The organism is Arthrobacter sp. TS-15 (assembly GCF_006964045.1).
GTDB lineage: Bacteria > Actinomycetota > Actinomycetes > Actinomycetales > Micrococcaceae > Arthrobacter.
The window spans coordinates 51,347-72,530 of sequence record NZ_SDXQ01000008.1 but is presented as its reverse complement, the minus strand read 5'-3'; the positions used below and the strand labels follow the sequence as shown (position 1 = coordinate 72,530).

Genomic DNA, 21,184 nt, shown 5'->3' with positions numbered 1-21,184 from the left:
CCGTATTTAGGGTTTCCTCGGTGGGTTGTAGATGCCTGGGGGAAGGTCGAGGGGTTCGCGGTTGCGGAGTATTTCGGGGATCACGGACGCGACGGCGAGGGGTGCCATTTGGCCGTCTGTGTAGGTTGCGGAGTATTCGGCAGGGATCCACGGTAGGTTTTCGGGACCGACAACGTCCGTGAGGGCGTCGCGGTCCAGTGGTTCGTCGCTGAAGGCGCGGAACAGCCCCCCGTTGTGTTCTTCGGCGCTTGGACCGAGAAAACGACCAATGTCGAGTGCGAGCCGGGGTCCGGCCCAAACCCACCAGAGCGGGTAGGGCTGGAAACCCACCCACTGTGGAGGGCGCATGTTGAAGATGGGCACGCGGCCCATGTCTTGGTAGCGTTCAACTTCGGCCGAAGCATAAACCGCGCCGAGCTCGGTCGCCACGGCAAGGAAGAACCGGCGAAGTGCGCTCCTGAGCGCACTATCGGCGAGAGCATGACCGTCCACGACCAGGGTAATTCGGGTGAACGGGTTACCTGCGGAGAGCTGCGGGGCCTCAATGTTTCCGTACCTGACCGGTGGCGGGTTCTTGTAGTAGATGTCCCAGCCATTGGAATCGTCGTTGTAAAACTCATCGATGAAACCTTCTTCACCGCTGGAATCGAACCGGAACTGAAGGGGTTCGTACTTGCCAAAACGCACCGGGACACCTTCGGGAAGTACCTCCCTGGCGATCCGGAGATAGCCCTGCAGGAAGTCTGTCGGGAGATCCTCTTCGAGGATCAGCCATTTGATCCAAACGTCTCGTCGCTCCGGCTTCGGCTCCGTTCTTGCTGGTGCTTTTACTGTCCGGGGTTGGGGCCAGATTTCCGCGGTTTGCTCGTCGAGGACCACGCCATGGCAGGCTTTGGCCAGTTTTCGGGCGAAACGGACACCGTGCGGGATCTCAGCCTCCTGGGTTCCTTCGACCAGGACCCGGAACATTGTCGTGGCCTCAGGTAGGACCGCGGTGATCTCCTCCGGGAGGTCTTCGGCCTCGACGGAGAACTTTCCGTCCACGGTGAAGCTGTACCCCCGCTTCATACCGCGCAGGATGACCACGCCGTCGTCCTTCGAAACGCTCGGATCGGCATGTAGCCCCCGGGTATTGCCTACCAGCAGCAACACTTGGTCAAGGGTAGGCGAGCCGGGACAGTAAACAGTCAAGTCGTAAGACATCTATTCTTTCTCCCTTGGGCAGGATCGCTCTATACCAGGTCCAGTCGTCCCGTCTAGGGAGTAGGGAAGGTCCCTGAATTCGACATCTCCAGCGACGATGGCGTCGTTGAGATCTTTAGAGTAACCGGGTTTTTTGGATCGAGCGGTATGATCGCGTCTCCCCGTTTGTAGATGATTAGCTTGCCTGTCGGCTTGTCCGCGTCTGTGTACTTGGCGTATTCGATGAAGTCCTTAATTTGGCTCGTCATCCTACCTGTACCCGACAGACTTCAGCTCACAGTCCTCGTGCAACACGAAGCGCTTCACCATGAACTCCTCCTGGACCCGCGCAAGCCAGTGCTTCACCATGACCGACACCGGGAAAGTCGTGTGGAAGTTCTCCGTCACCGTGCGTGGCTAGTCTCGCTACCAAGCCTTCAAGTCACGAAACGCCAAGTGCCGCCGTCGTACTTCTTGTAAAAGTACGACGGCGGCACTTGCCGTAGGTGGGTCAGTGACCGCTAAGCGGTCTGGCCTGCGTGCTGGCCCTCGGAGATTTCCTCCACGAGCTTGTTGTTGAAGGCCGGCAGGTCGTCCGGGTTGCGGCTGGTGACTAGGCCTTGGTCGCACACCACTTCCTCATCAGTCCAGTTGGCGCCTGCATTCTTCAGGTCCGACTGGAGCGTGTGGAACGAGGTGACGTTGCGGCCCTTGATGACGCCGGCGTCGATGAAAATCCACGGGCCGTGGCAGATCGATGCAACCGGCTTGTGCTGTTCGAAGAACGCGCGCGTGAAGTTTTGGGCGTCCTTGTCCACTCGGAGGTTATCCGCGTTGACGACGCCGCCCGGGAGAACCAGCGCGTCGAAATCGGAGGCGTTTGCGTCGGCCACGGCAAGATCGACGTCGAAGGTGTCACCCTTCTCCACGCCATTGAAGCCTTGGAGCTTTCCCTTGGATGGGGCCACGAGCGTTGGCTCGCCGCCCGCGTCCTTGACGGCCTGCCATGGGCTGGTGAGTTCCACCTGCTCCACGCCGTCCGTCAACAGGAATGCGACCTTCTTGCCTGCGATGTTGTGTTCTGACATTGTTCCTCCTCGTTGCGCAGCGGGGTGCTTTTTGGGCGTGGACCGCCGCTGTGAGAGTTGTTTGTCTGACCTGTTCCAGCCTAAGTAATGAAACTTTAGTAAGCAAGCTGACTATCCACAATACTCTCGAAGAGTTGCTTAAGTATCGAATATCGATAGAATCAGGTTGCTGGTCGATAAAGGAGACTCATGGGAAAGCTGACAATCCTCGCGTTGCGGGTAGTCATCGCGTTAGTGCTGGCGGGTTCATTGTTCGTGCAAGTACGGATGGTCCCGCTGCTCTCAACGGACCTTGTTGAGGCCGGCGCACCGGATGGTCCCCGCATTGCGCTGCTCGCCATCGTGGTCCTGGGTATTCTGTGCGTCCAGGTGGTGGCGGTCTGCGTGTGGCGTTTGCTGACCATGGTGCGCCGCGGGACGGTGTTCTCCCACAGGGCCTTCCGATTTGTGGACGTCATTTTTGGAGCCATCGCAATCGCGTCGGTACTGATGTTTGGCATCGCAGTGATCCTGGCGCCAGGTGAGATTGCCCCTGGCGTCGTGCTGCTGATCTGTGGGGCGGCGTTGTTGATCGGGGGAGTGGCCCTGGTTGTGCTGGTGATGCGAACCCTCCTCGCCCAAGCCGTAGCCCGGGACGCAGAAGCGGAGCATCTCCGGTCCGAGCTGGACGAGGTGATCTGATGCCGATCATCGTGGACATTGACGTCATGCTCGCCAAGCGCAAAATGCCCGTAGGAGTGCTCGCCGAGAAGGTAGGCATCACCCCGGCCAACTTGGCCGTGCTAAAGAACGGCCGTGCGAAGGCGGTGCGTTTTACTACGCTCGAAGCGCTGTGTGAGGTGCTGGAGTGCCAGCCAGGGGACCTGCTGCGGTGGGAGTCTGAAGATCGCTGGGATACCGGAGACCCATCTGTCGACGAGCCTCATCCAACAGTTCCATGGTCCCAACAGACTCCTCAGGAGTCATGAACGGGCTCTTGGTCAGCCCGGCCTGCAGGCAACGCGTCACCTCGCGCAGCTCGTAACTGAACCCGTGCCCCAGCACCTCAAATTCCTCCGTCCGCAGTGTGCCACTACGAGGCTGGATAACGAGCTCGGCCGGCTTGAAAAGGGGAGCCGAGGATCGCAGCCAACCTTCCGTTCCTCCCACCGTCACCACGCCGGGGCACTCAGCGCCGATCGAGGTGATGAACTGAGCGTGTGCCCCGCCCTGGTAATCCAATGTGACGGAGCTCTGCAGGTCCACTCCCTCAGGAGTCAAAACTCCGTTGGCCAGCAAACTGCGAGGCTCGCCGAAAACTCCCAGGGCCCACGTCAACGGATAGACGGCAAGGTCCAGCAACGCTCCGCCCCCGGCAGCCGGATCCCAGATCCGTGAAGCGGGATCGTAGGCAGGTACAAAGCCAAGATCGGCCTGAAGCCAGCGCGGCTCTCCAATTTCTTCCGAACGCAGGATTTCCATGGCGCGGCAGAAGCTCGGCAGGAACCGGGTCCACACTGCCTCCATGAGGAAAAGCCCCTTGTCCCGGGCGAGGTCAGCCAGCTCACGTGCCTGCACGGCATCCATGGCCAGGGGCTTTTCGCACAGTACGTGCTTGCCCGCATTGAGCGCGGCCAATGCGACGACGTGATGCTGCGCGTGCGGCGTGGCGACATACACGACGTCGACAGCGGGATCCGCCAGCAGCCGCTCGTAACCGGGCGTCTCCCCGACGTCGGAATACGCAGAGACGAAGCCAAACTTCTCAGCAAAGCTCCGCGCCGACGCCTCCGTGCGCGAACTGACAGCCTGAAGGACAGAGTCCTCCAGGAGCGCGAGGTCTTCCACCACCCGTTGTGCAATAGAGCCTGTGGCCACTACTCCCCATCGGATGGGATGGCCTGTCGCCCTGGAGGGCGCTACGGTGCTGACGGGAGCAGGAAGCATGGAAAAGCCTTTCAAGGCATAGAGCTATACGGAATCGCGGATCACGATCGAGGTAGGCATTCTGTTGACGCGTTCTGCCGGTTTGCCCTCGATCAGGTTCACCAGGGTTTCGGCCATTTTCTTGCCGAGTTCAACAATCGGGTGATGCACGGTGGTCAGAGCGGGGGTTACGGAGGTAGCGAAGGAATCGTCGTCAAAACCCACTACGGCGATGTCCTCCGGGATGCGCAAACCGCGCCCTTGAATGGCGGTGTAGGCGCCGGCAGCCATCTGGTCGTTCGCTGCAAAAACGGCGTCAACAGGCACGCCGCGGTCCAACAATCGATGCATGGCTTTGGCGCCCGAGGCCAAAGTGAAGTCGCCCTCCTCCACCAAGCCTTCCCCCAGGCCTGCCTCCCGTACGGCCGTCCTCCACCCAGCAAGGCGGTCCAGCCCGGGAGGCATGTCTTGGGGACCGGCAATGGTTGCAACGTTTTTTCGGCCGCTCTCGGTCAGTAGACGCGTGACCTCATAAGCCGCTTGCTCGTTGGCCACGTCAACGTAGTAGCTCTCCTTGCCACCTACCAAGGGCCGCCCCGCAAACACCATGGGCAAGGACCCCGAGAGGTGCGTCCAGGAGTTATCGCCACTGTGGTGCGACACCACCAGGACCCCGTCCACGTTGCCCCCAAGCAGGAAGCTGCGGGTCTTCTCCGGTTTCGACTCGGAGGAGATCACCATGTTCAGCGTGTACTCGGTATCGGTGAGATACAAGGCGATGCCCTGCACTACCGAGGCGAAGAATGGGTCTGCGAAGACCTTGGACGTCGACTCCGGAACGATCAGTGTGACCGCATTAGCCCGGCGCTTGGCGAGCGAACGAGCAGCACGGTTTGGCGTGTAGTCCAATGCGAGGATGGCTTTCCTTACCGACTGCGCCAACTCCGGGTCCACACTGGGGCTGTCGTTGACCACCCGGGACACGGTGGCCCGCGAGACCCCGGCCAAGGCAGCCACCATTTCAAGGGTGGGTACCGGCCGGGGGCCGCTGGTGTCCTGCGTCATGGTCATCTCCGGAACGTAAGAAAAAGTATGCCTTTGAAGGCTACTTTAGGCGTTCACAGTGGCGTCGGCCGATGCCTTGGCCGAGGCGATGACCCTCGAATATGCCAGTCCGCTGTCCTTGACCGTGCGCTCAAAGGTGTCGTAGTCCACGCGAACCACCCCGAAGCGCTTGCCATAGCCCCAGGACCACTCAAAGTTGTCCAGGAGGGACCACACAAAGTAGCCGCGCACATCGGCGCCCTGGTCCAGCGCCTCGCCCACGGCCGTGATGTGATCCAGCACGAACTGGGTCCGCTCGGCGTCATGGACTGCTCCGTCAGGACTGACCACATCGTGGTAAGCGGCACCGTTTTCGGTGATGTACAGCGGTGGCAGCGTGGGGTATTCCTCGCCAAGGCGCACCAGGAGCTTCCGCAGCCCGTCCGGATTGACCTCCCAGTTCATGGCCGTGCGCGGCAGGCCGCGGCTGGGGAATGCGATGTCCTCCGAACCAATCCAGCACGACGACGTCGGGCGGGTTGCGCCGCCCGAGTGGCCGTCGCCGTGTTCATCAGTGGGGTGACCACTGATGAGGTCATCGTGGTAGTGGTTGACGCCCAGGAAGTCGATGGGAGCACCGATGATCTCCAGGTCGCCAGGTTTGATGACGTCCCGGATGCCGAACTGCTCAAGGTCGTTGAGCGTGTCCTCCGGGTAAACACCACGGAGAATCGGATCGAGGAAGATCCGGTTCTGCAGCGAATCAAACCGGCGGGCGGCGTCAAGGTCCACAGGATCGGAAGGATCCCGTGGGATGGAGTTGCTCAGGTTGAGCGTGATCCCCAGCTGTTGGGCGCCGCGGCTCCGGAGCTCATTGACCACCAGGCCGTGGGCGAGGTGCTGGTGATGGATTGCCGCCACTGCAGCATCCGGCTCCTGACGGCCCGGAGCATGCACGCCGGCCGCATAGCCAAGGAGTGAGGAGCAGAATGGTTCGTTCAAGGTGGTCCAGTGCTGAACCCTGTCTCCCAGTGCCGAATAGACGTCGTTGGCGTAGTCCACGAAGCGGTAGGCGGTGTCGCGGTTGGCCCAGCCGCCCTTCTCCTCCAGCGCCTGCGGCAGGTCCCAGTGGTAAAGGGTCAACCAAGGGAGGATGCCGGCGTCGAGCAATTCATCCACCAAACGTGAGTAGAAGTCCAGGCCTTCGGCGTTCGCGGCCCGGCCACCGGGACGGACGCGTGACCAGCTGGTGGAGAACCGGTAGGAATCCAGGCCCAGCTCCTTCATGATCCTGACGTCCTGCGGCATGCGGTGGTAGTGCCGCACCGCGTCCTTCAACGTTTCACCGTTGGCAATGGCGCCCGGAACGCGGGCGAAAGCGTCCCACACGGAATCTTCCTTGCCGCCCTCGTGGCTGGCACCTTCCACCTGGGCTGCGGCGGTGGCCGAGCCCCAAAGGAAGCCCTTGGGCCACACCCTGTTAAAGGGAGTGATCGCTGGGTGGGTTGTTGCTTCGAATGGCATTAGCCCTTCACTGCTCCTTGCATAATTCCGGATATGAGCTGTCGTCCCGCCACGACGAAGAGGGCCAGCAGCGGAAGTGTTGCCATGACGGCGCCGGCCAGGACTATGGAGTAATCCACATACCGGGCCGACTGCAGTTGGCTGAGCGCCGTCTGCAAGGTGGGATTGCCGGCGTCGAGCACCAGCAAAGGCCACAGGAAATCAGTCCACGCCGTCATGAACGTGAACAGGCCCAGGATGGCCATGGCCGGGCGCGCGGCCGGGAGTGCCACATGCCAGAACGTTGAGATCATGGACGCTCCATCCATGCGCGCCGACTCGATCAGCTCGTCCGGGATCACGTCCACCAGATACTGCCGCATGAAGAAGACACCGAACGCCGTGACCAGCGTAGGGATCACGACGGCGCCGATCTCACCGGTCCAGCCCAGCGTGCGCATCAGCATGAACAAGGGGATGATGCCGAGCTGCGTGGGGATGGCCATAGTGGCGATCACCGCTACCATCAGCCAGTTGCGGCCGCGGAAGCGCAGCTTGGCAAACGCATATCCGGCCAAGGTGGAGAATCCCACCACGGAAATGGTGATGATGCCCGAGATCAGCACGCTGTTGCCCAGCGCAAGCCAGAACGGGACGGTGTCGAAGACCTCCCCGACGTTGGTCCAGAAATTGCCGCCCGGGAACAACGGCGGCCACGTCTCCCCGAGGGCCTCGTTGGAGCGGCTGCCGATGATCACGGACCACCAGAGCGGGTAGGCCGATGCCAGGAAAAAGGCGAGCAACAACCCATAGGTGAGGAACCCGGGCCGGCGGCCGTTGCCAAAGAGTGCTTTCCTGGCGGTCAGGGACCGGGAGGTTCGCTGCGGAGCCGGCGCTTGTGGTCGGTTTTGCGTGAGGGTCATTGCCCGCTCCTCGGGGTTGATTCTGGTGCCGCTACCGGTTCTGCCGCTACCGCCTGGGCGGCCAGGCCGGCGTCGTGCGCTTTTGCTTTCGCCGCGGAAGAGCGCTTACGACGGCGGCGGCTGGCTGCTCCGCGATCGTCGCCGTTGGTGGCGATGCGGCGTGAGATTAGCCAGTTCACGATGCCGAAGAGCAGGATGATCAGGAACAGGAGCCAGGCGATGGTGGAGGCTTTGCCGAAGTTCTGCCGCTGGAAGGCCATCTCCCACAGGTACAGCACGGTGGTCTGGAACTGTCGTGCCGTTCCCCCCGCCGCCACCGGATCGAACAGCCGGGGCTCCGTGAAGATCTGCAACCCGCCAATGGTCGCAGTGACAATGACGAACACCATGGTGGGCCGGATACTCGGCAGCGTGATGCTGAAAAAGCGCCGGACCGAACCGGCGCCATCGATCGCTGCGGACTCATAGATATCCCGCGGCACCGACTGCATGGCAGCCAGGAGAATCAGGGCGTTATAGCCGGTCCAGCGCCAGTTCACCATGGTGGCAATGGCGATGTGGCTGGGAAGGGTGTCGTTCTTCCACATAACGGGGTCAATGCCGAAGCTGGCCAGAATGTTGTTGATCAGCCCGTACTGCTCGCCAAACATGTTGGTGAAGATCATGGCAACAGCCACGGGAGTCACGACGTAGGGGAGCAGGATGCTCATGCGCCAGAACGTCTTGGCGCGGAGATTCTGGTCCAGCACCGCGGCAATAATGGTTGCCATGATCAGCTGGGGAATGGTGGAAATCAGGAAGATGCTGACGGTGTTGAACAGGGAGTTCCAAAAGAACCTGTCCTGAAGAACCTCTGCGAAGTTCTGGAATCCCACAAACTCTCCCTGGCCTTTGAGCAGGTGCCAGTCGAAGAGGGAAACGAAGAACGTGTAGCCCAGGGGAAAGAGCCCCACCAGGGCGAACAGGATGAAAAACGGTGCGATATAGAAGTACGGGGATGCCTTCATGTCGAAGACATTCAGGCGTTGGCGGAACGTCGGTTTCGGTTTGGTGGCGGCCGCTCTGCCGGCTGCCGGGCGATTCAGGGTGGTGGTCATGGTCGGGTCTCAGACTCTGTGAGGGGGCCTCCGGTTTCCCGGAGGCCCCACGGCCGGGTGCTGCTAGTTGTTGACCACGAGGTCGTTGAGAAGCTTGACGGCTTCATTCCAAGCCTCATCTGCGGTGCCCTTGCCCGAGTCGAGCATCTTGAGGGCCGGACCGAAGACGTTCTCCTGGATCACGGAGTCATCCGGACCCTTGAACTGTGCGATCACACCTTCAGCGCGGGACTCAAAGATGGCGCCATAGGGAGCGTTGTTGAACAGTTCGTTCGGCTTTGCCGCTTCCACGATCTTTGCCTGTGCTTCCAGGGTGCTGGGGAAGTTGTTCGCCGCAGCGGACTGCTTGATCTGCTGCTCAGGTGCGGTCAGCCATGCTGCCAGCTTGGCTGCTTCAGCGGGGTGCTTGGAGGTCTTGGGAACCGAGAGGAAAGCACCGCCCCAGTTGGAGGCACCGCCCGGGAAGACATCCGCTACATCCCAGCCGCTTGCCGGTCCGCCGCCGGCGGACTCGAGCTGGCCCTTGATGGTGCCCAGCATCCACGCCGGGCAAACGTGGGTAGCGAAGGATCCGTCCACGAAGGCCTTGCCGTTACCCCAGTCGAACTGGGTCTGGTTGGCGGAAAGACCATCAGCGGTTCCGGCGGCGAGCATGTCGAACTTAGCCCGCATTTCCTTGTTGCCTTCGACGTTCAGCTTGCCGTCCTTGGTGTAGTAACCCTCGTCCATCTGGTTGACCATGGAATTCCAGACGAAGCCGGACTGGTCATACCAGGCCTTGCCGGTGGCCTCTTTGTACTGGCGGCCCAACTTGAAGTACGTTTCCCAGCTTCCGTCCTTGCCGCCGAAAAGTTCCGCGACTTTCTCGCGGTCACTCGGCAGGCCCGCCGCCTCGAAGAGCTTGCCGTTGAAGCAGAGTGCCTGCGGTCCTATGTCCGTGCCGTAACCGATCACACGGCCATTGGGGTCCGTGCCCTGCTTGAACTTCCAGTCCACCCAGTTGCCCTTGATGTCCTCTGCGCCGTGCTCCTTGAGGTCCACGAACTGGTCCGAGACCTCCATGATGGAGCCGAGCCAGCCTTCCTCGATAGCCGTGACGTCGCTGAGCCCGGAGCCTGCGGCGAGCTTGGTGAACGCATCGGTCCGGGCGTTGGAACCACGGTCGATGTTGGTGGCCTCGATGGTGACGCCGGGGTTCTGCTTCTCATATTCGGCATACAGGTCGTCGTATCCGAAGGTGCCGAAGGTGGTCACGGTCAGTGTGACGGGGTTGTCGGCGCTCGCTGCCTTATCGCCTCCGCCGCTGCAGCCCGCTGCTACGAGGGCCAGTGAGGCTACGCCCGCCAGGGCAGTGAATTTCCTTAGTCGTGAAAACTCCACGATCACTCCTTTGTGTGTTCGAGCGACCGTACGCCAATGGCGAGAGAGCGCTCTCTGGGATGTGGGACCAATGTATGTGCTGCAAGTCACGTACGTCAAGAGAGCGCTCTCTGAGAAGTGCTCTATGTCTTCGGGCGACCACTTAGCCGGGTCCTCGGTGCCCGTCCCTCGAAGGGTTAGCTCTCGGGGCTTTGGGTGGCTCATGTCGCCGAGAATCCGTCCCTCGATGATCACTTCCGGGGCGGCTGGAAGTTTGAAAAATCGCGTACAATAAGAAGCGATTAGGAGGCCACATGCAGCTGCAGAACCCGTTGAGGGCGATTTGTCCGACGCTTGAGGCTGATGTCCTCATGGCATTGGCTGACGGTCGTCCAAGTACACCCGGGCATCTGGTTCGGGACCGCGGCATCCAAGCCTCTGTGTCGGGCACTCGGCGATGCTTGGAGCGCCTTCAAGAGGGCGGCATTGTGATGGGAATCCAAGTCGGAAACCGAACCGAGTACGCCCTGAATTCATCCCACATGCTCGCTGGCGTCATCGCAGAAGCATCCCGGGGCAGGGATCGATTCATGCGTTTTGTTTCCCGCGCAATATTGAGATGGCCTGAACGCCCGCTGCAGGTAACCCTTTTTGGTTCAGCGGCACGCGGAGACATGCGCAATGACTCTGATATCGACTTGCTGTTCATCATTCATGACGGTGCTGACGACGACCTATATGAGCAGATTGGAAACCTGGCCGTGGACGTGTACCGCCTTACCGGCAACGACGTTCGTCCGATGATTTACGAAGCGGCCGAAGTGCGGGCGGCACCGATATTCGACTCGATTATGAGGGAAGGCGTCCACGTTCACGGTGACCGTCACTGGTTGTCGCGCCGCCTGCTTGATGCGGCGGCTGCCTAGTGACGGCGAGGTCAGATGCGGGTGCGCGGCTAGAGGATTCGCGGGCTTTCCTCGACGTCGACCTTTAGTTTGGATAGTAGGCTGGGCTGAACCACGTGGGGGCGCCGGTTCCTCCCGCATGCCGAAGGAATCGTCGAATGAAACTCTCCACGCCCAGCTGCCCAAGCACCCCGGAAACGTCACCCAAACGGCGGCCGCAAGGGATTGCCGGCACCAAAACGGCCGCTGCCTTGCTCGCCACCATGCTTCTCATCGCGTCCGGTGCGACGCCGGCCACCGCTTCCGATGAATCGCCCACAGTCCAGAACGACCACGCCATGGGATCTACAATTCCTGGTCATGAAAGCGCAGGCCACTTGTTCTCCCTTCAGGCCACGGAGTCCGCCTCATCATTGCCGGGGGTGCCCGGAATGGATGTCAGTAGCCACCAAGGGGTGGTGAACTGGACCAAGGCTGCAGAAAACGGGGCCAGGTTCGCGTACGTCAAAGCCAGCGAGGGAACCGAATACAGCAACCCGTACTTCGCCGACCAGTACGCCGGGGCAGCTTCGGTTGGGATGCTGCGTGGCGCGTATCATTTCGCACTTCCCAACGCGTCTTCCGGTGCCGCTCAAGCCAGCTATTTCCTGCAGAGCGGTGCAGCCTGGACTCCTGATGGTGAAACACTGCCTGCGCTGTTGGACCTCGAGTACAACCCCTACGGCAGCTCTTGCTACGGAATGACCCCGGGTCAAATGGTTTCGTGGATCTCCGACTTCTCCACCACCATCCTGTCGCGAACCGGGCGCCTTCCCGCCATCTACACCACTACGGACTGGTGGAACACCTGCACGGGTAGGGCCAATGGATTCGGCAACCACCCGCTGCACATCGCGAGGTGGTCAGCGACGCCCGGAGAGCTGCCCGCGGGTTGGCAGGCCTACACCCTGTGGCAGCACGCTGATTCAGGCGTGTTTCCGGGTGATCAGAATGTTTTCAACGGTACTGTCCAGCAGTTGGCAGCCTTCGCCAGCAACCCAGGCCCCATCTTTTCCGACATAACCGGCGGACAATTCACCACCGAAGTCAATTGGCTCGGGTCCCGTGGAATTTCAACCGGATGGACCGAGGCCAACGGAGCCAGGACCTACCGGCCCCTGGCCCCTGTTGCCCGTGATGCAATGGCTGCTTTCCTGTATCGCCTGGAAGGTAGCCCGGAGTTCACGGCCCCCGCCAAGTCGCCCTTTGCCGACGTAGCCACCACCAACCCGTTCTACAAGCAGATCACCTGGCTCGCCAGCAAGGGCATTAGTACCGGATGGGTTGAGGCGAACGGGACCAAGACGTACCGCCCGCTTGAACCGGTAGCCCGCGATGCCATGGCCGCCTTCATGTACAGGCTGGCCGGTTCGCCGGAGTTCAATGCCCCAGCGGAGTCGCCGTTTGCGGACGTTGACACCACCAACCCGTTCTACAAGCAGATCACCTGGCTGGCGAGCAGTGGCATCAGTTCCGGGTGGAACGAAACCAATGGGACCAAGACCTACAGGCCTTTTGAGCCGGTGGCCCGCGATGCCATGGCCGCGTTCATGAGCCGTTTCGACACCAAGTTTGGGGACCAGTAAGGCTGCTCCCGGATCCACACCTCATCCGCAGGTCCCGGCAGGAAGCCCTACTTCCCCTTCTTCCCGCCCCTCTTGGCCGCAGCGTTCATCGCCGACTTCACCGCTGGCGGCAGCCCCGCCGTCTCGGTTTCCGGCTCGGCCACAGTCCCGCGCCAGTGGGCCAGCCCCTTCATGCCGTGGTAAATCACCAGGGCAGCGGCTGAACCGAGGGCAATACCCGTGAACTTCAGCTCGCCAATGGTCCACGTGTAATCAGCAATGCCGATGATCAAAGCCACGGCGGCTGTGGTCAGGTTGATCGGGTTGGAGAAGTTCACCTTGTTCTGCACCCAGATCTTCACGCCGAGCACGCCGATCATGCCATACAGCATGGTCGCGGCGCCGCCCAGGACGCCCGCCGGAACGGTGGCGATCAATTCGCCGAATTTCGGGGAGAAGCTCAGCAGGATGGCGAAGATACCGGCCACCCAGTAGGCCGCCGTCGAGTAGACCTTGGTGGCGGCCATGACGCCGATGTTCTCCGCATACGTTGTGGTACCGGAACCGCCGCCGAACCCGGCAAGTACCGTCGCGGCGCCGTCGGCCATCAGCGCGCGGCCGGAGACGCCGTCGAGGTTTTGGCCGGTCATCGCGGCCACCGACTTCACGTGCCCCACGTTCTCGGCCACGAGGACCAGCACCACGGGAACGAACAGCCCCACTACGCCGATGTGGAATTCGGGTGTCTGGAAAAGCGGCAGGCCTACCCACGCGGCGGCGTCCATCTTTTCGTAGTTGACCTCGCCGCGCATCATCGCCACGAGATACCCCACCACAACACCCACCAGGATGCTCAGGCGGCCAAGAATCCCGCGGAACAGCACGGAAACCAGGATGATGGTGACCAGCGTGATCAGCGCGGTGACGGGAGCGGCGTCGAAGTTCGCTTTCGCGGCCGGCGCGAGGTTCAGGCCGATCAGCGCCACAATCGCGCCGGTGACAATGGGCGGCATTAGCCGGTTGATCCATTCGGCGCCAAACTTCTGGACCACCGCACCAATAAGCGCCAGTACGACGCCGGCAAGCACCACACCGCCCAAGGCGCCGCTCACGCCGTACTGCTGCTGGGACGCCATGATGGGGGCGATGAATGCGAAGCTCGAACCGAGGTAGCTGGGCACCCGGCCTTTGGTGATCACCAGGAACAGCAGCGTGCCGATACCCGAGAAGAGCAGTGTGGTGGCCGGGGGCATGCCCGTGATGATGGGGACAAGGAACGTCGCGCCGAACATGGCAACCACGTGCTGCATGCCGATGCCGATGGTCAGGGGCCAGGCGAGCCGCTCGTCGGGGGCCACCACGTGGCCGGGGCGGATGGACTTGCCGTTGCCGTGGAGCTTCCATTTGATGCCGAGCATGCTCATGGCGGGGCCTTCCTCAGAAGAGTATTGGGATTCGGTGCAACATTACCGCCAATGCGGACCTTGGGGCGGCGGCGAATGCTGGCCTCTAGCGGGGAACCAGCCCGAACAGGAACTTTGTTTTGACCATTACCCACAGTGTGGCAAGCAACGCGATGTACACGGCAGTGTTCAGCCACAGGTTTCCGTCCCGCAGGGCAGGGATGTTGGCAATGGCCACAATAAAGAACACGTGCATGATGAACACGTACAGCGTGGCCTGGCCCAGAGGTATGAAGAACCAGCCCACGGCACGAGACAACGGCTTCCAAAAAGCACTCAACAATGCGTACAGGGCAATGGTGATGAGGAAGACGTTGAGCACCCGCCCCGGGCCAAGGTAGGTCCTACTGAAGAAGGTGTCGTAGACGAACCTGAACGTGCTTTCCGGGATCAGCGCGAGCCTAACGTCCAGTTGATTGGTCAGGTAAGGGCCGCTCCAAGAGAACACGGCACAGGCAGCGGCCAGGAAGATGCAAACTCCCAGAAGCAGGCGCCGCTGCGGGTCACCGAACCACTCGATGATCTGACGCCGATAGAACCCGGCAGTCATCCCCACAACAAACAAGAGCTGCCACACGAGAAGCGGGAAAGAATCCTCGAACTGCGACGGCAGCAGGCGGAAACGGAAAATTGATCCCGCTGTGTAGAGGCCTACGCTGAGCGTGAGGACCAGCCACGTGAATCCGCGGGAAAGCGCAACGAGGATCAGGGGGCTAATCAGCAACAGGATCACGTAGAGCCCCATGATGTTGAACTGCCACGGCCCAACCTGCAGCAACAGCAGAGCCGGGATGAGACCCTGCGGGACGGGGAACTGCAGCAGTCCCTCCATCCCGGCGTAGAGATCGTACGTAGTGCCTGCCGCTGCGCGGCCTGCCCCGCCGGTTCCTTGATCCGTGAAGGTGGTGACTGCTGCGGCGTTAATGAAAGGAAGCAGGCTCAGCCCGTACACGATCAACACCACGGCAAGGGCTGTGAAGTACAACTTCCAAGCGCGCTTGGTGGTCCCGTCCACAACGTCACCCAGGTCGGTGGCTATCCGGGGACCGTAAACCATGCCGAGGACCACACCGGAGAGCATGACGAAGAGCTCCGCACCGGAAACCACCCCCAAGGTCTCCTGGCTGAGCAGCTGGAAAACGGAGTTGATGCCCACATGGTTCACCACCACGAACACGATGGCCAGGCCCCGGAGCATGTCGATCCGCGCATCACGCTTACCCGTGCCTGTGTAGGACCATTTACTGGCGAAAGCCCGCGAGGACAACAGCCACAATGCCGCCACAGCAATCAGCACAGACCCGGCCGAAGCCCACGCCGCCCAGCCTTGTATGACCGTCCCACTCTTCGCTTGAGGGGCTTCAATGCCGGGCACGTTGTCCAGGCCCTTCTCAGTGACGGGTCCAAGGGTGAGGCCTGAGGTGTCCAACGAGGTTCGGAACGGGGTGGCCAGCTGGGGCTCAGCAGTGCTCCTCCAGTCAATGGGCACCCGCCCTGGTTCGCGCACATCGGTGGTCTCATTCCACACCACAGCCCGGACCGCCCCATTACCGGGCTCCGCCACCGAGGCAAAGACCTGGTGCCACCACGTTTGCTTGACGTCCAGCTCAGAAGCGCCACCGGCTCCGGGCGAGTAGAAAGCCCCCGTCTCAACCAAGAGAGGCTTGCCGCGGGCCTGTGCATAGGTGTTGTAGAAATTGTCCGTCCCAGCCCCGCCGCTGGAAATTCCCCCGCTGGATACGTGCAGGGCTTCATTGAACTCACCCGCCGTGGGCAGCGTATTGCTGGCCTTACCGGCGCCCGTCGTGTCGTGATAGACGGACAGCCCAACCCAATCCACCACGTCGTCGCCCGGATAGTACGGCTCAAAAGCGGAGTCATCCTGATCCCACACGCCATTACCGCTCGTGTCCACCGATCCCAAGGGCACACCCTTGGGAGGCGTAGACGTTGCACTCTGGAACGGGTAATCCTTCTCAGCTGTGGGAGACCACACCATCTCCGGATCCGGCAGGGTGGACCGGAGTGCTGCGGCTACGTTGTCGAAAGCAGCTCGATAAGCTTCCGGCTCCTGTCCCCAGCTGACCCACGGGGCGTTCATTTCCGGTGCGAAGCGGATGAAGACCTTCCCTCGAAAGCCAGCTGCCGCCGTCGTGATTTGACGCGCAAAAGCGGACGCAACGTCGTCGTTGATGTCCTTCAGGGCGATCCCGGGGCGGACCGTGAGCAGCGCGTGCGAGCCTTGGTCCGCGATCTGGGAGAAGTAACCCTTCAAATATTCGCGGCCGCCGTCATCCACGGGCATGGACACGTTCTGGCCGTACAAAGCCGCGGGCGTACCGAGTCGCTGGGCGTAATCCGCAGCTGAGTCCTTGTCCCAGTCCAGCAAAGCCCCGAAAAAGCGTGTTCCAGGATCCTCGACGCCAGGCTGCTGCTGTTCGGAACCGAGTGTCTGCGTGGACGCCAACGCCTGCCCGGTTGGCATCAGGAACATCACCAAAAGCACCACAAGAACAGCCAGTGCCCGCTGGCGGGCCGCTAAGGGAAAGGTAGGCATCAGGCCCCTTCTGGTGTCGTCATTCCCACGGCTGAACGTCCCCCACAACGGGTGGCAGCTCGTATGCACGATGCTACCGACATTTGCGCTGTGCCCAACGTCACGGGCCGTCATGGGAAGAGGACAACGGAAGTTGAAGTTGCAACCATGGAAAGCAGAAGTGCCCGGCCGGTTCAGGGTCAGGCCCAGCGAAAGGTTTACCCATGACGATTGCACACGAAGAAGCAGTCATCGACGCCGCAGCAGTCGACGCCATCTTTGCCGAAGCCCGCACCGCCAACAGCTTCGCCGGCGAGGTCACCGACGAGCAGGCCCGCGCCATCTACGAGCTCACCAAGTTCGGCCCCACCGCATTCAACTCCCAGCCGCTCCGCGTGACCTACGTCCGCTCGGACGAGGCCCGCGCCAAGTTGGTGGACACCCTTTCGCGTGGCAACCAGGCCAAGACCGCGTCCGCCCCGCTGGTTGCCATCCTGTCCTACGACACCGACTGGCAGGGCCAGTGGGACAAGTTCCTCCCCGCCTACGGCGCGCCCAAGGCTATGTACGACGCCGACCCCGCTTTCGCCGCTGCTACGGGCAACAACAACGCTCACTTGCAGGCCGGCTACTTCATCCTCGCCGTGCGCTCGCTGGGGTTCGCCGCTGGCCCGATGACCGGTGCCGACTTCTCCGCAATCGACGCCGAATTCTTCCCGGCCGGCGACCAGAAGAGCTTCCTGGTGGTCAACATCGGCCAGCCCGGCCCGGACGCCTGGGGCGAAGCCAAGCCGAAGTTCGCTTACGACGACGTTGTGCGCACCGTCTAGAGTCTTCGCGCAGCAGAAACGCCCGCTCACTTTCGTGTGAGCGGGCGTTTTGCCTTAACGGGGCGACCCTCTGGACGTTCTCTCACATCCCTCGGGTTTGGGGCCAATGCTCTATCACTTCCACCCGGGAGAGAGGGACCCGGATTTAAGGCTGGAATGTGAGAGAAGATTTGAGGAAGTTACGCGATAACGCCGTCCACCAACGCCTTGGCCTCTTCCTGGACCTGCTTCAGGTGATCCGCACCCTTGAAGGACTCGGCGTAGATCTTGTACACATCCTCGGTGCCGGAAGGCCGTGCCGCGAACCAGGCGTTCTCCGTGACAACCTTCAAGCCCCCGATTGACGCGCCGTTGCCGGGAGCCTCGGTGAGCTTGGCCGTGATCTCTTCGCCTGCAAGGGAAGTCGCGGTGACGTCCGCGGCGGAGAGCTTGCCCAGCTTGGACTTCTGCTCGCGGGTGGCCGCAGCGTCAATGCGTGCGTAAACAGGCGCGCCGAACTGGTCAGTCAAACCCTTGTACAGCTGTGAAGGAGACTTGCCGGTGACGGCTGTAATCTCCGACGCCAGCAGGGCCAGCAAGATGCCGTCCTTGTCCGTAGTCCACACACTGCCGTCGAGCTTATTGAAGGATGCTCCGGCCGATTCCTCGCCACCGAACGCGCCTTCACCGGAAAGCAATCCAGGCACGAACCACTTGAAGCCCACGGGAACCTCAACCAACTTGCGGCCGAGCCCACTTGCAACGCGGTCGATGATGGAGGACGAAACCAGCGTCTTGCCCACAACAGACTCGGGGTTCCAGCCGCTACGGTTCCGGTACAGGTAATCGATGGCTACGGCCAGGTAGTGGTTGGGGTTCATCAAACCACCATCCGGTGTCACAATGCCGTGGCGATCGGCGTCGGCGTCGTTGCCAGTGGCGATGTCATAGGCGGCGGTACCATCGGCACCGGCGGCCATGCGCTTGATCAGCGACGCCATGGCCGACGGCGACGAGCAATCCATGCGGATCTTCTCGTCCCAGTCGAGGGTCATGAAAGCCCACTGCGGATCCACGGTGGGGTTGACCACCGTGAGGTTCAGCTGATGGCGCTCGCCGATCTCGCCCCAGTAGTCAACGGACGCGCCGCCCATGGGATCAGCCCCGATGCGGACGCCGGCGTTCCGGATGGCGTCAAGATTCAGCACGGAAGGGAGGTCGTCCACATAGCTGCTGAGGAAGTCGAACTTGCCGGTGGTGTCGGCGGCCAAGGCATCGTTCAACGGCATGCGCTTGACCCCGCGGAGGCCGTTCTCAAGCAACTGGTTGGCGCGGTCAGCTATCCAACCCGTTGCGTCCGTGTCAGCGGGGCCGCCGTGCGGAGGGTTGTATTTGAAACCGCCATCACCTGGCGGGTTGTGGCTGGGGGTGACCACGATGCCGTCAGCTTGGGGAGTGCCCGGGGCGGCTTCGCGGTTGTACTTGAGAATGGCGTGGCTCAGCGCCGGCGTCGGGGTATAACCGTGGCGTGCGTCCACCAGGACGGTGACGCCATTGGCAGCTAGCACTTCCAGTGCGGAGTTCTGTGCCGGCTCACTGAGGGCGTGGGTGTCACGTCCGATGAACAGCGGCCCGGTGATGCCCTGACGGCCACGGTATTCGACGATTGCCTGCGTGATCGCGAGGATATGCGGCTCGTTAAACGACGCCTTCAAGCTGGATCCGCGGTGCCCGGACGTACCAAATGCCACGCGCTGCGCAGGGTCGCCCAGATCTGGAGTTACGTCGAAGTACGCGTCCAGCAGGGCTGTGATGTCAACAAGGTCCTGGGGAAGGGCAACTGTGCCCGCTCGGCTAGCCATGGGGTCCAGCATGCCAGACCTTGGCGTCAGCTGACACGAAATGTCCGCCGATCCGGCCCCTGTGACGCCGAATGGCGTTGTTACGTCAGGACAAAAACCGCCAAGTCAGCAAAGATTCATTCCCCGTTCAGACCACAGCAGGCGCACCCGTTCCCCCTGGGCGCGCCACTTGTTCACCGGTGGCGCACCCTTTCGCGCTATTCGCTCCAGAGGTTAGGGGCGCGATCGGGGGTAGGGGTAGCGAACAACCCAGTGGGAACGAAACCAGGAACGCTAGACGGCGGTGTAGCCACCATCGACGAGCACGTAGGAGCCGGTCATGAAGCTGGCCTTGTCGGAGAGGAGGAACGTGGTGACGTTCGCGACTTCCTCGGCCGTGCCCAAGCGGCCAAGCGGGTGCTTCGCTTCGAGCCCGCTGACAACTTCCTTCGGCGCGGCGGCCAGCAAGGGAGTGTCGATGTAGCCGGGGCCGATTGCATTGACGCGAAGCCCCTGGGTTCCGTATTCAGCCGCCGCGTTCTTGGTCATGCCCACAACGCCGTGCTTGGCTGCGGTGTACGCGGCGTTGCCGGGAGCGGCTACGGCGCCGTGGATCGATGCCATGTTCACAATGGCGCCCTCGGATGCGCCGGCGGCAAGGATGGCCGGGACTTGGTAGCGCATTCCGTAGAGGACGCCACTCAAGTTAATGGCGATGACCCGGTCCCAGTCCTCGATGTCGATTTCTCCAACGGGAGCACTGGCACCGCCGATACCGGCATTGTTGACGGCGTAGTTGAGGGCTCCGTACGTCTCCACTGCGAAGTCGACGGCTTTCTTGCTGTCCTCGGCCACAGCAGTGTTGCCTTGGAACGGTACTGCAGTGCCGCCGTCGGCCGTGATCTGCTCGGCTACGCGCGTGGCGGCGTCGAGGTTGACGTCCACAACAACAACGTTGACGCCGTTCTTCGCGAGGTCCTTGCTGATTGCTTCCCCGAGGCCGGAGCCTCCGCCGGTGACGAGCGCGGTTTTGCCTTCAAAGTTACCCATGATTCCTCCTTTGCGGGACAGGGCCCCGCAGATTTCGTTGGTGAGCGATGATTTAGGTCGCTATCGATGAAAACCAAGTCCGGCTCGAAAATATTCCATGCGTATGCATGAATATGCCCCTACGTGATTCGGTGGCACACGCGCGGGTCGCGCGCTACCTTATGTGGCGCCCCTGGCGGCGGTAGTGTTGGGACCAAAGACCACATCCAGGGGGATACCTATGTCAGACCAGCCATCCAAGGGCAACGAGGATAAGCCTGCGGGCTACGAACCGCCCCAGTACGTCCCGCCCGCACAGTTCAGCGCGCCCGAGCCGGGCACGTACAGCCAGAGCCCGTCCGCCGAAAGCACACCTGAACAGGGCGCTCCCGAACACGGCGCTCCGGAATACGGCGCCAACGTCACCCAGCCGATCCCGCCCTACGAACAGGGCTCGCAAGACCAGAACCCGTACACGCCGGGTGACTACAGCCAGCAGCCCCCCTCGCCCTACGGCCAGCCGCCCAGCCCGTACCAGCAGCAGGCGTTCAACCAGCAGCCCTACGGCCAGCAGCCTTACGGTCAGCCGCAGTCACCCTACGGCCAGCCCGCCTACTACGCCATGCAGGCCGAGCCCAAGGGCCTGAGCATTGCCAGCATGTGCTGTGGCATCGCCGTCTACGTTGGCTTCGGGTTCTTCATCCTCCCGCAGATTGCAGCCGTGATTCTGGGCCACCTCGCCCTGAAGCGTGAGCCTGCAGGCAAGGGCATGGCGATCGCCGGCCTGGTGATGGGTTACCTCGGCGTTGCGCTGACGCTGATCTTTGGCATCATCTTCTTCGTCGCCATTGGCGCGTCAAGCAGCGGCCGCTACAACTACTAAGACGCGTACGACG

General features: G+C 61.8%; 18 protein-coding genes and 1 pseudogene. 6 read left to right on the top strand and 13 right to left on the bottom strand.

The genetic code is table 11. From position 1 onward, the window contains the following. Positions 1-6 precede the first annotated feature (6 nt). The 3 genes from EU811_RS04120 to EU811_RS04115 all read right to left on the bottom strand — a co-directional run bounded on the left by EU811_RS04120 (position 7) and on the right by EU811_RS04115 (position 2,270). The gene (locus tag EU811_RS04120) at positions 7-1,203 is read right to left on the bottom strand and encodes a hypothetical protein (RefSeq protein WP_142937237.1); all 1,197 of its coding nucleotides are present in this window, start codon (positions 1,201-1,203) and stop codon (positions 7-9) included. A gap of 249 nt (positions 1,204-1,452) precedes the next feature. Continuing rightward, complete coding sequence (locus EU811_RS23480) at positions 1,453-1,590, bottom strand: hypothetical protein (RefSeq protein ID WP_160147619.1); 138 nt, start codon at positions 1,588-1,590, stop codon at positions 1,453-1,455. A 113-nt stretch (positions 1,591-1,703) separates the two neighbouring features. Continuing rightward, positions 1,704-2,270 (bottom strand): type 1 glutamine amidotransferase domain-containing protein, encoded by a 567-nt coding sequence (locus EU811_RS04115; protein ID WP_142937236.1) that lies wholly within the window; start codon positions 2,268-2,270, stop codon positions 1,704-1,706. A 189-nt stretch (positions 2,271-2,459) separates the two neighbouring features. On the opposite strand from EU811_RS04115, the gene EU811_RS04110 reads away from it, so the two are divergent. Then, complete coding sequence (locus tag EU811_RS04110) at positions 2,460-2,951, top strand: DUF2975 domain-containing protein (RefSeq protein WP_142937235.1); 492 nt, start codon at positions 2,460-2,462, stop codon at positions 2,949-2,951. Then, entirely contained in the window at positions 2,951-3,238 is a 288-nt protein-coding gene (locus tag EU811_RS04105; protein ID WP_308196359.1) for a helix-turn-helix domain-containing protein, read from the top strand. Before EU811_RS04110 ends, EU811_RS04105 begins: the two co-directional genes overlap by 1 nt. A 166-nt stretch (positions 3,239-3,404) precedes the next feature. Here the strand turns inward: EU811_RS04105 and EU811_RS24695 are convergent. The 6 genes and pseudogenes from EU811_RS24695 to EU811_RS04075 all read right to left on the bottom strand — a co-directional run. Further along, positions 3,405-4,196 (bottom strand): annotated as a pseudogene (locus tag EU811_RS24695) (Gfo/Idh/MocA family protein); the annotation flags it as partial. Between the two features lie 24 nt (positions 4,197-4,220). Then, complete coding sequence (locus EU811_RS04095) at positions 4,221-5,240, bottom strand: LacI family DNA-binding transcriptional regulator (RefSeq protein ID WP_142937322.1); 1,020 nt, start codon at positions 5,238-5,240, stop codon at positions 4,221-4,223. Positions 5,241-5,285: 45 nt separating this feature from the next. Next, positions 5,286-6,743, bottom strand: a complete 1,458-nt coding sequence (locus EU811_RS04090; RefSeq protein ID WP_142937233.1) for a GH1 family beta-glucosidase — start codon at positions 6,741-6,743, stop codon at positions 5,286-5,288. After that, positions 6,743-7,645, bottom strand: coding sequence for a carbohydrate ABC transporter permease (locus tag EU811_RS04085; protein WP_142937232.1), 903 nt, complete (start codon positions 7,643-7,645; stop codon positions 6,743-6,745). The genes EU811_RS04090 and EU811_RS04085 overlap by 1 nt, the downstream gene beginning before the upstream one ends. Further along, the gene (locus tag EU811_RS04080) at positions 7,642-8,742 is read right to left on the bottom strand and encodes a carbohydrate ABC transporter permease (RefSeq protein ID WP_142937231.1); all 1,101 of its coding nucleotides are present in this window, start codon (positions 8,740-8,742) and stop codon (positions 7,642-7,644) included. The genes EU811_RS04085 and EU811_RS04080 overlap by 4 nt, the downstream gene beginning before the upstream one ends. 63 nt (positions 8,743-8,805) lie before the next feature. After that, on the bottom strand, positions 8,806-10,122 hold the full coding sequence (locus EU811_RS04075) for an ABC transporter substrate-binding protein (RefSeq protein WP_142937230.1): 1,317 nt from the start codon (positions 10,120-10,122) through the stop codon (positions 8,806-8,808). 293 nt (positions 10,123-10,415) lie between these two features. On the opposite strand from EU811_RS04075, the gene EU811_RS04070 reads away from it, so the two are divergent. Further along, positions 10,416-11,027, top strand: coding sequence for a nucleotidyltransferase domain-containing protein (locus tag EU811_RS04070; RefSeq protein ID WP_142937229.1), 612 nt, complete (start codon positions 10,416-10,418; stop codon positions 11,025-11,027). A gap of 137 nt (positions 11,028-11,164) precedes the next feature. Further along, on the top strand, positions 11,165-12,631 hold the full coding sequence (locus EU811_RS04065) for a lysozyme (protein WP_142937228.1): 1,467 nt from the start codon (positions 11,165-11,167) through the stop codon (positions 12,629-12,631). Positions 12,632-12,678: 47 nt separating this feature from the next. Here EU811_RS04065 and EU811_RS04060 read toward each other — a convergent pair whose 3' ends face one another. Together EU811_RS04060 and opgC are read right to left on the bottom strand one after the other, a co-directional pair. Next, entirely contained in the window at positions 12,679-14,034 is a 1,356-nt protein-coding gene (locus EU811_RS04060; protein WP_142937227.1) for a uracil-xanthine permease family protein, read from the bottom strand. An 85-nt stretch (positions 14,035-14,119) separates the two neighbouring features. After that, a complete protein-coding gene (gene opgC / locus EU811_RS04055) occupies positions 14,120-16,630 on the bottom strand; it encodes an OpgC domain-containing protein (protein WP_142937226.1) in 2,511 nt (836 codons plus the stop codon). Positions 16,631-16,833: 203 nt separating this feature from the next. On the opposite strand from opgC, the gene EU811_RS04050 reads away from it, so the two are divergent. After that, complete coding sequence (locus EU811_RS04050; protein ID WP_024818930.1) at positions 16,834-17,439, top strand: malonic semialdehyde reductase; 606 nt, start codon at positions 16,834-16,836, stop codon at positions 17,437-17,439. Between the two features lie 179 nt (positions 17,440-17,618). Here the strand turns inward: EU811_RS04050 and pgm are convergent, their stop codons facing one another. After that, positions 17,619-19,280 carry a phosphoglucomutase (alpha-D-glucose-1,6-bisphosphate-dependent) gene (pgm, locus tag EU811_RS04045; RefSeq protein ID WP_223941388.1) on the bottom strand — a complete coding sequence of 554 codons (1,662 nt, stop codon included), beginning with the start codon at positions 19,278-19,280 and terminating at the stop codon, positions 17,619-17,621. Between the two features lie 273 nt (positions 19,281-19,553). Then, entirely contained in the window at positions 19,554-20,309 is a 756-nt protein-coding gene (locus EU811_RS04040) for an SDR family NAD(P)-dependent oxidoreductase (protein WP_142937224.1), read from the bottom strand. A 220-nt stretch (positions 20,310-20,529) separates the two neighbouring features. On the opposite strand from EU811_RS04040, the gene EU811_RS04035 reads away from it, so the two are divergent. Continuing rightward, a complete protein-coding gene (locus EU811_RS04035) occupies positions 20,530-21,171 on the top strand; it encodes a DUF4190 domain-containing protein (protein WP_142937223.1) in 642 nt (213 codons plus the stop codon). Positions 21,172-21,184: the final 13 nt, after the last annotated feature.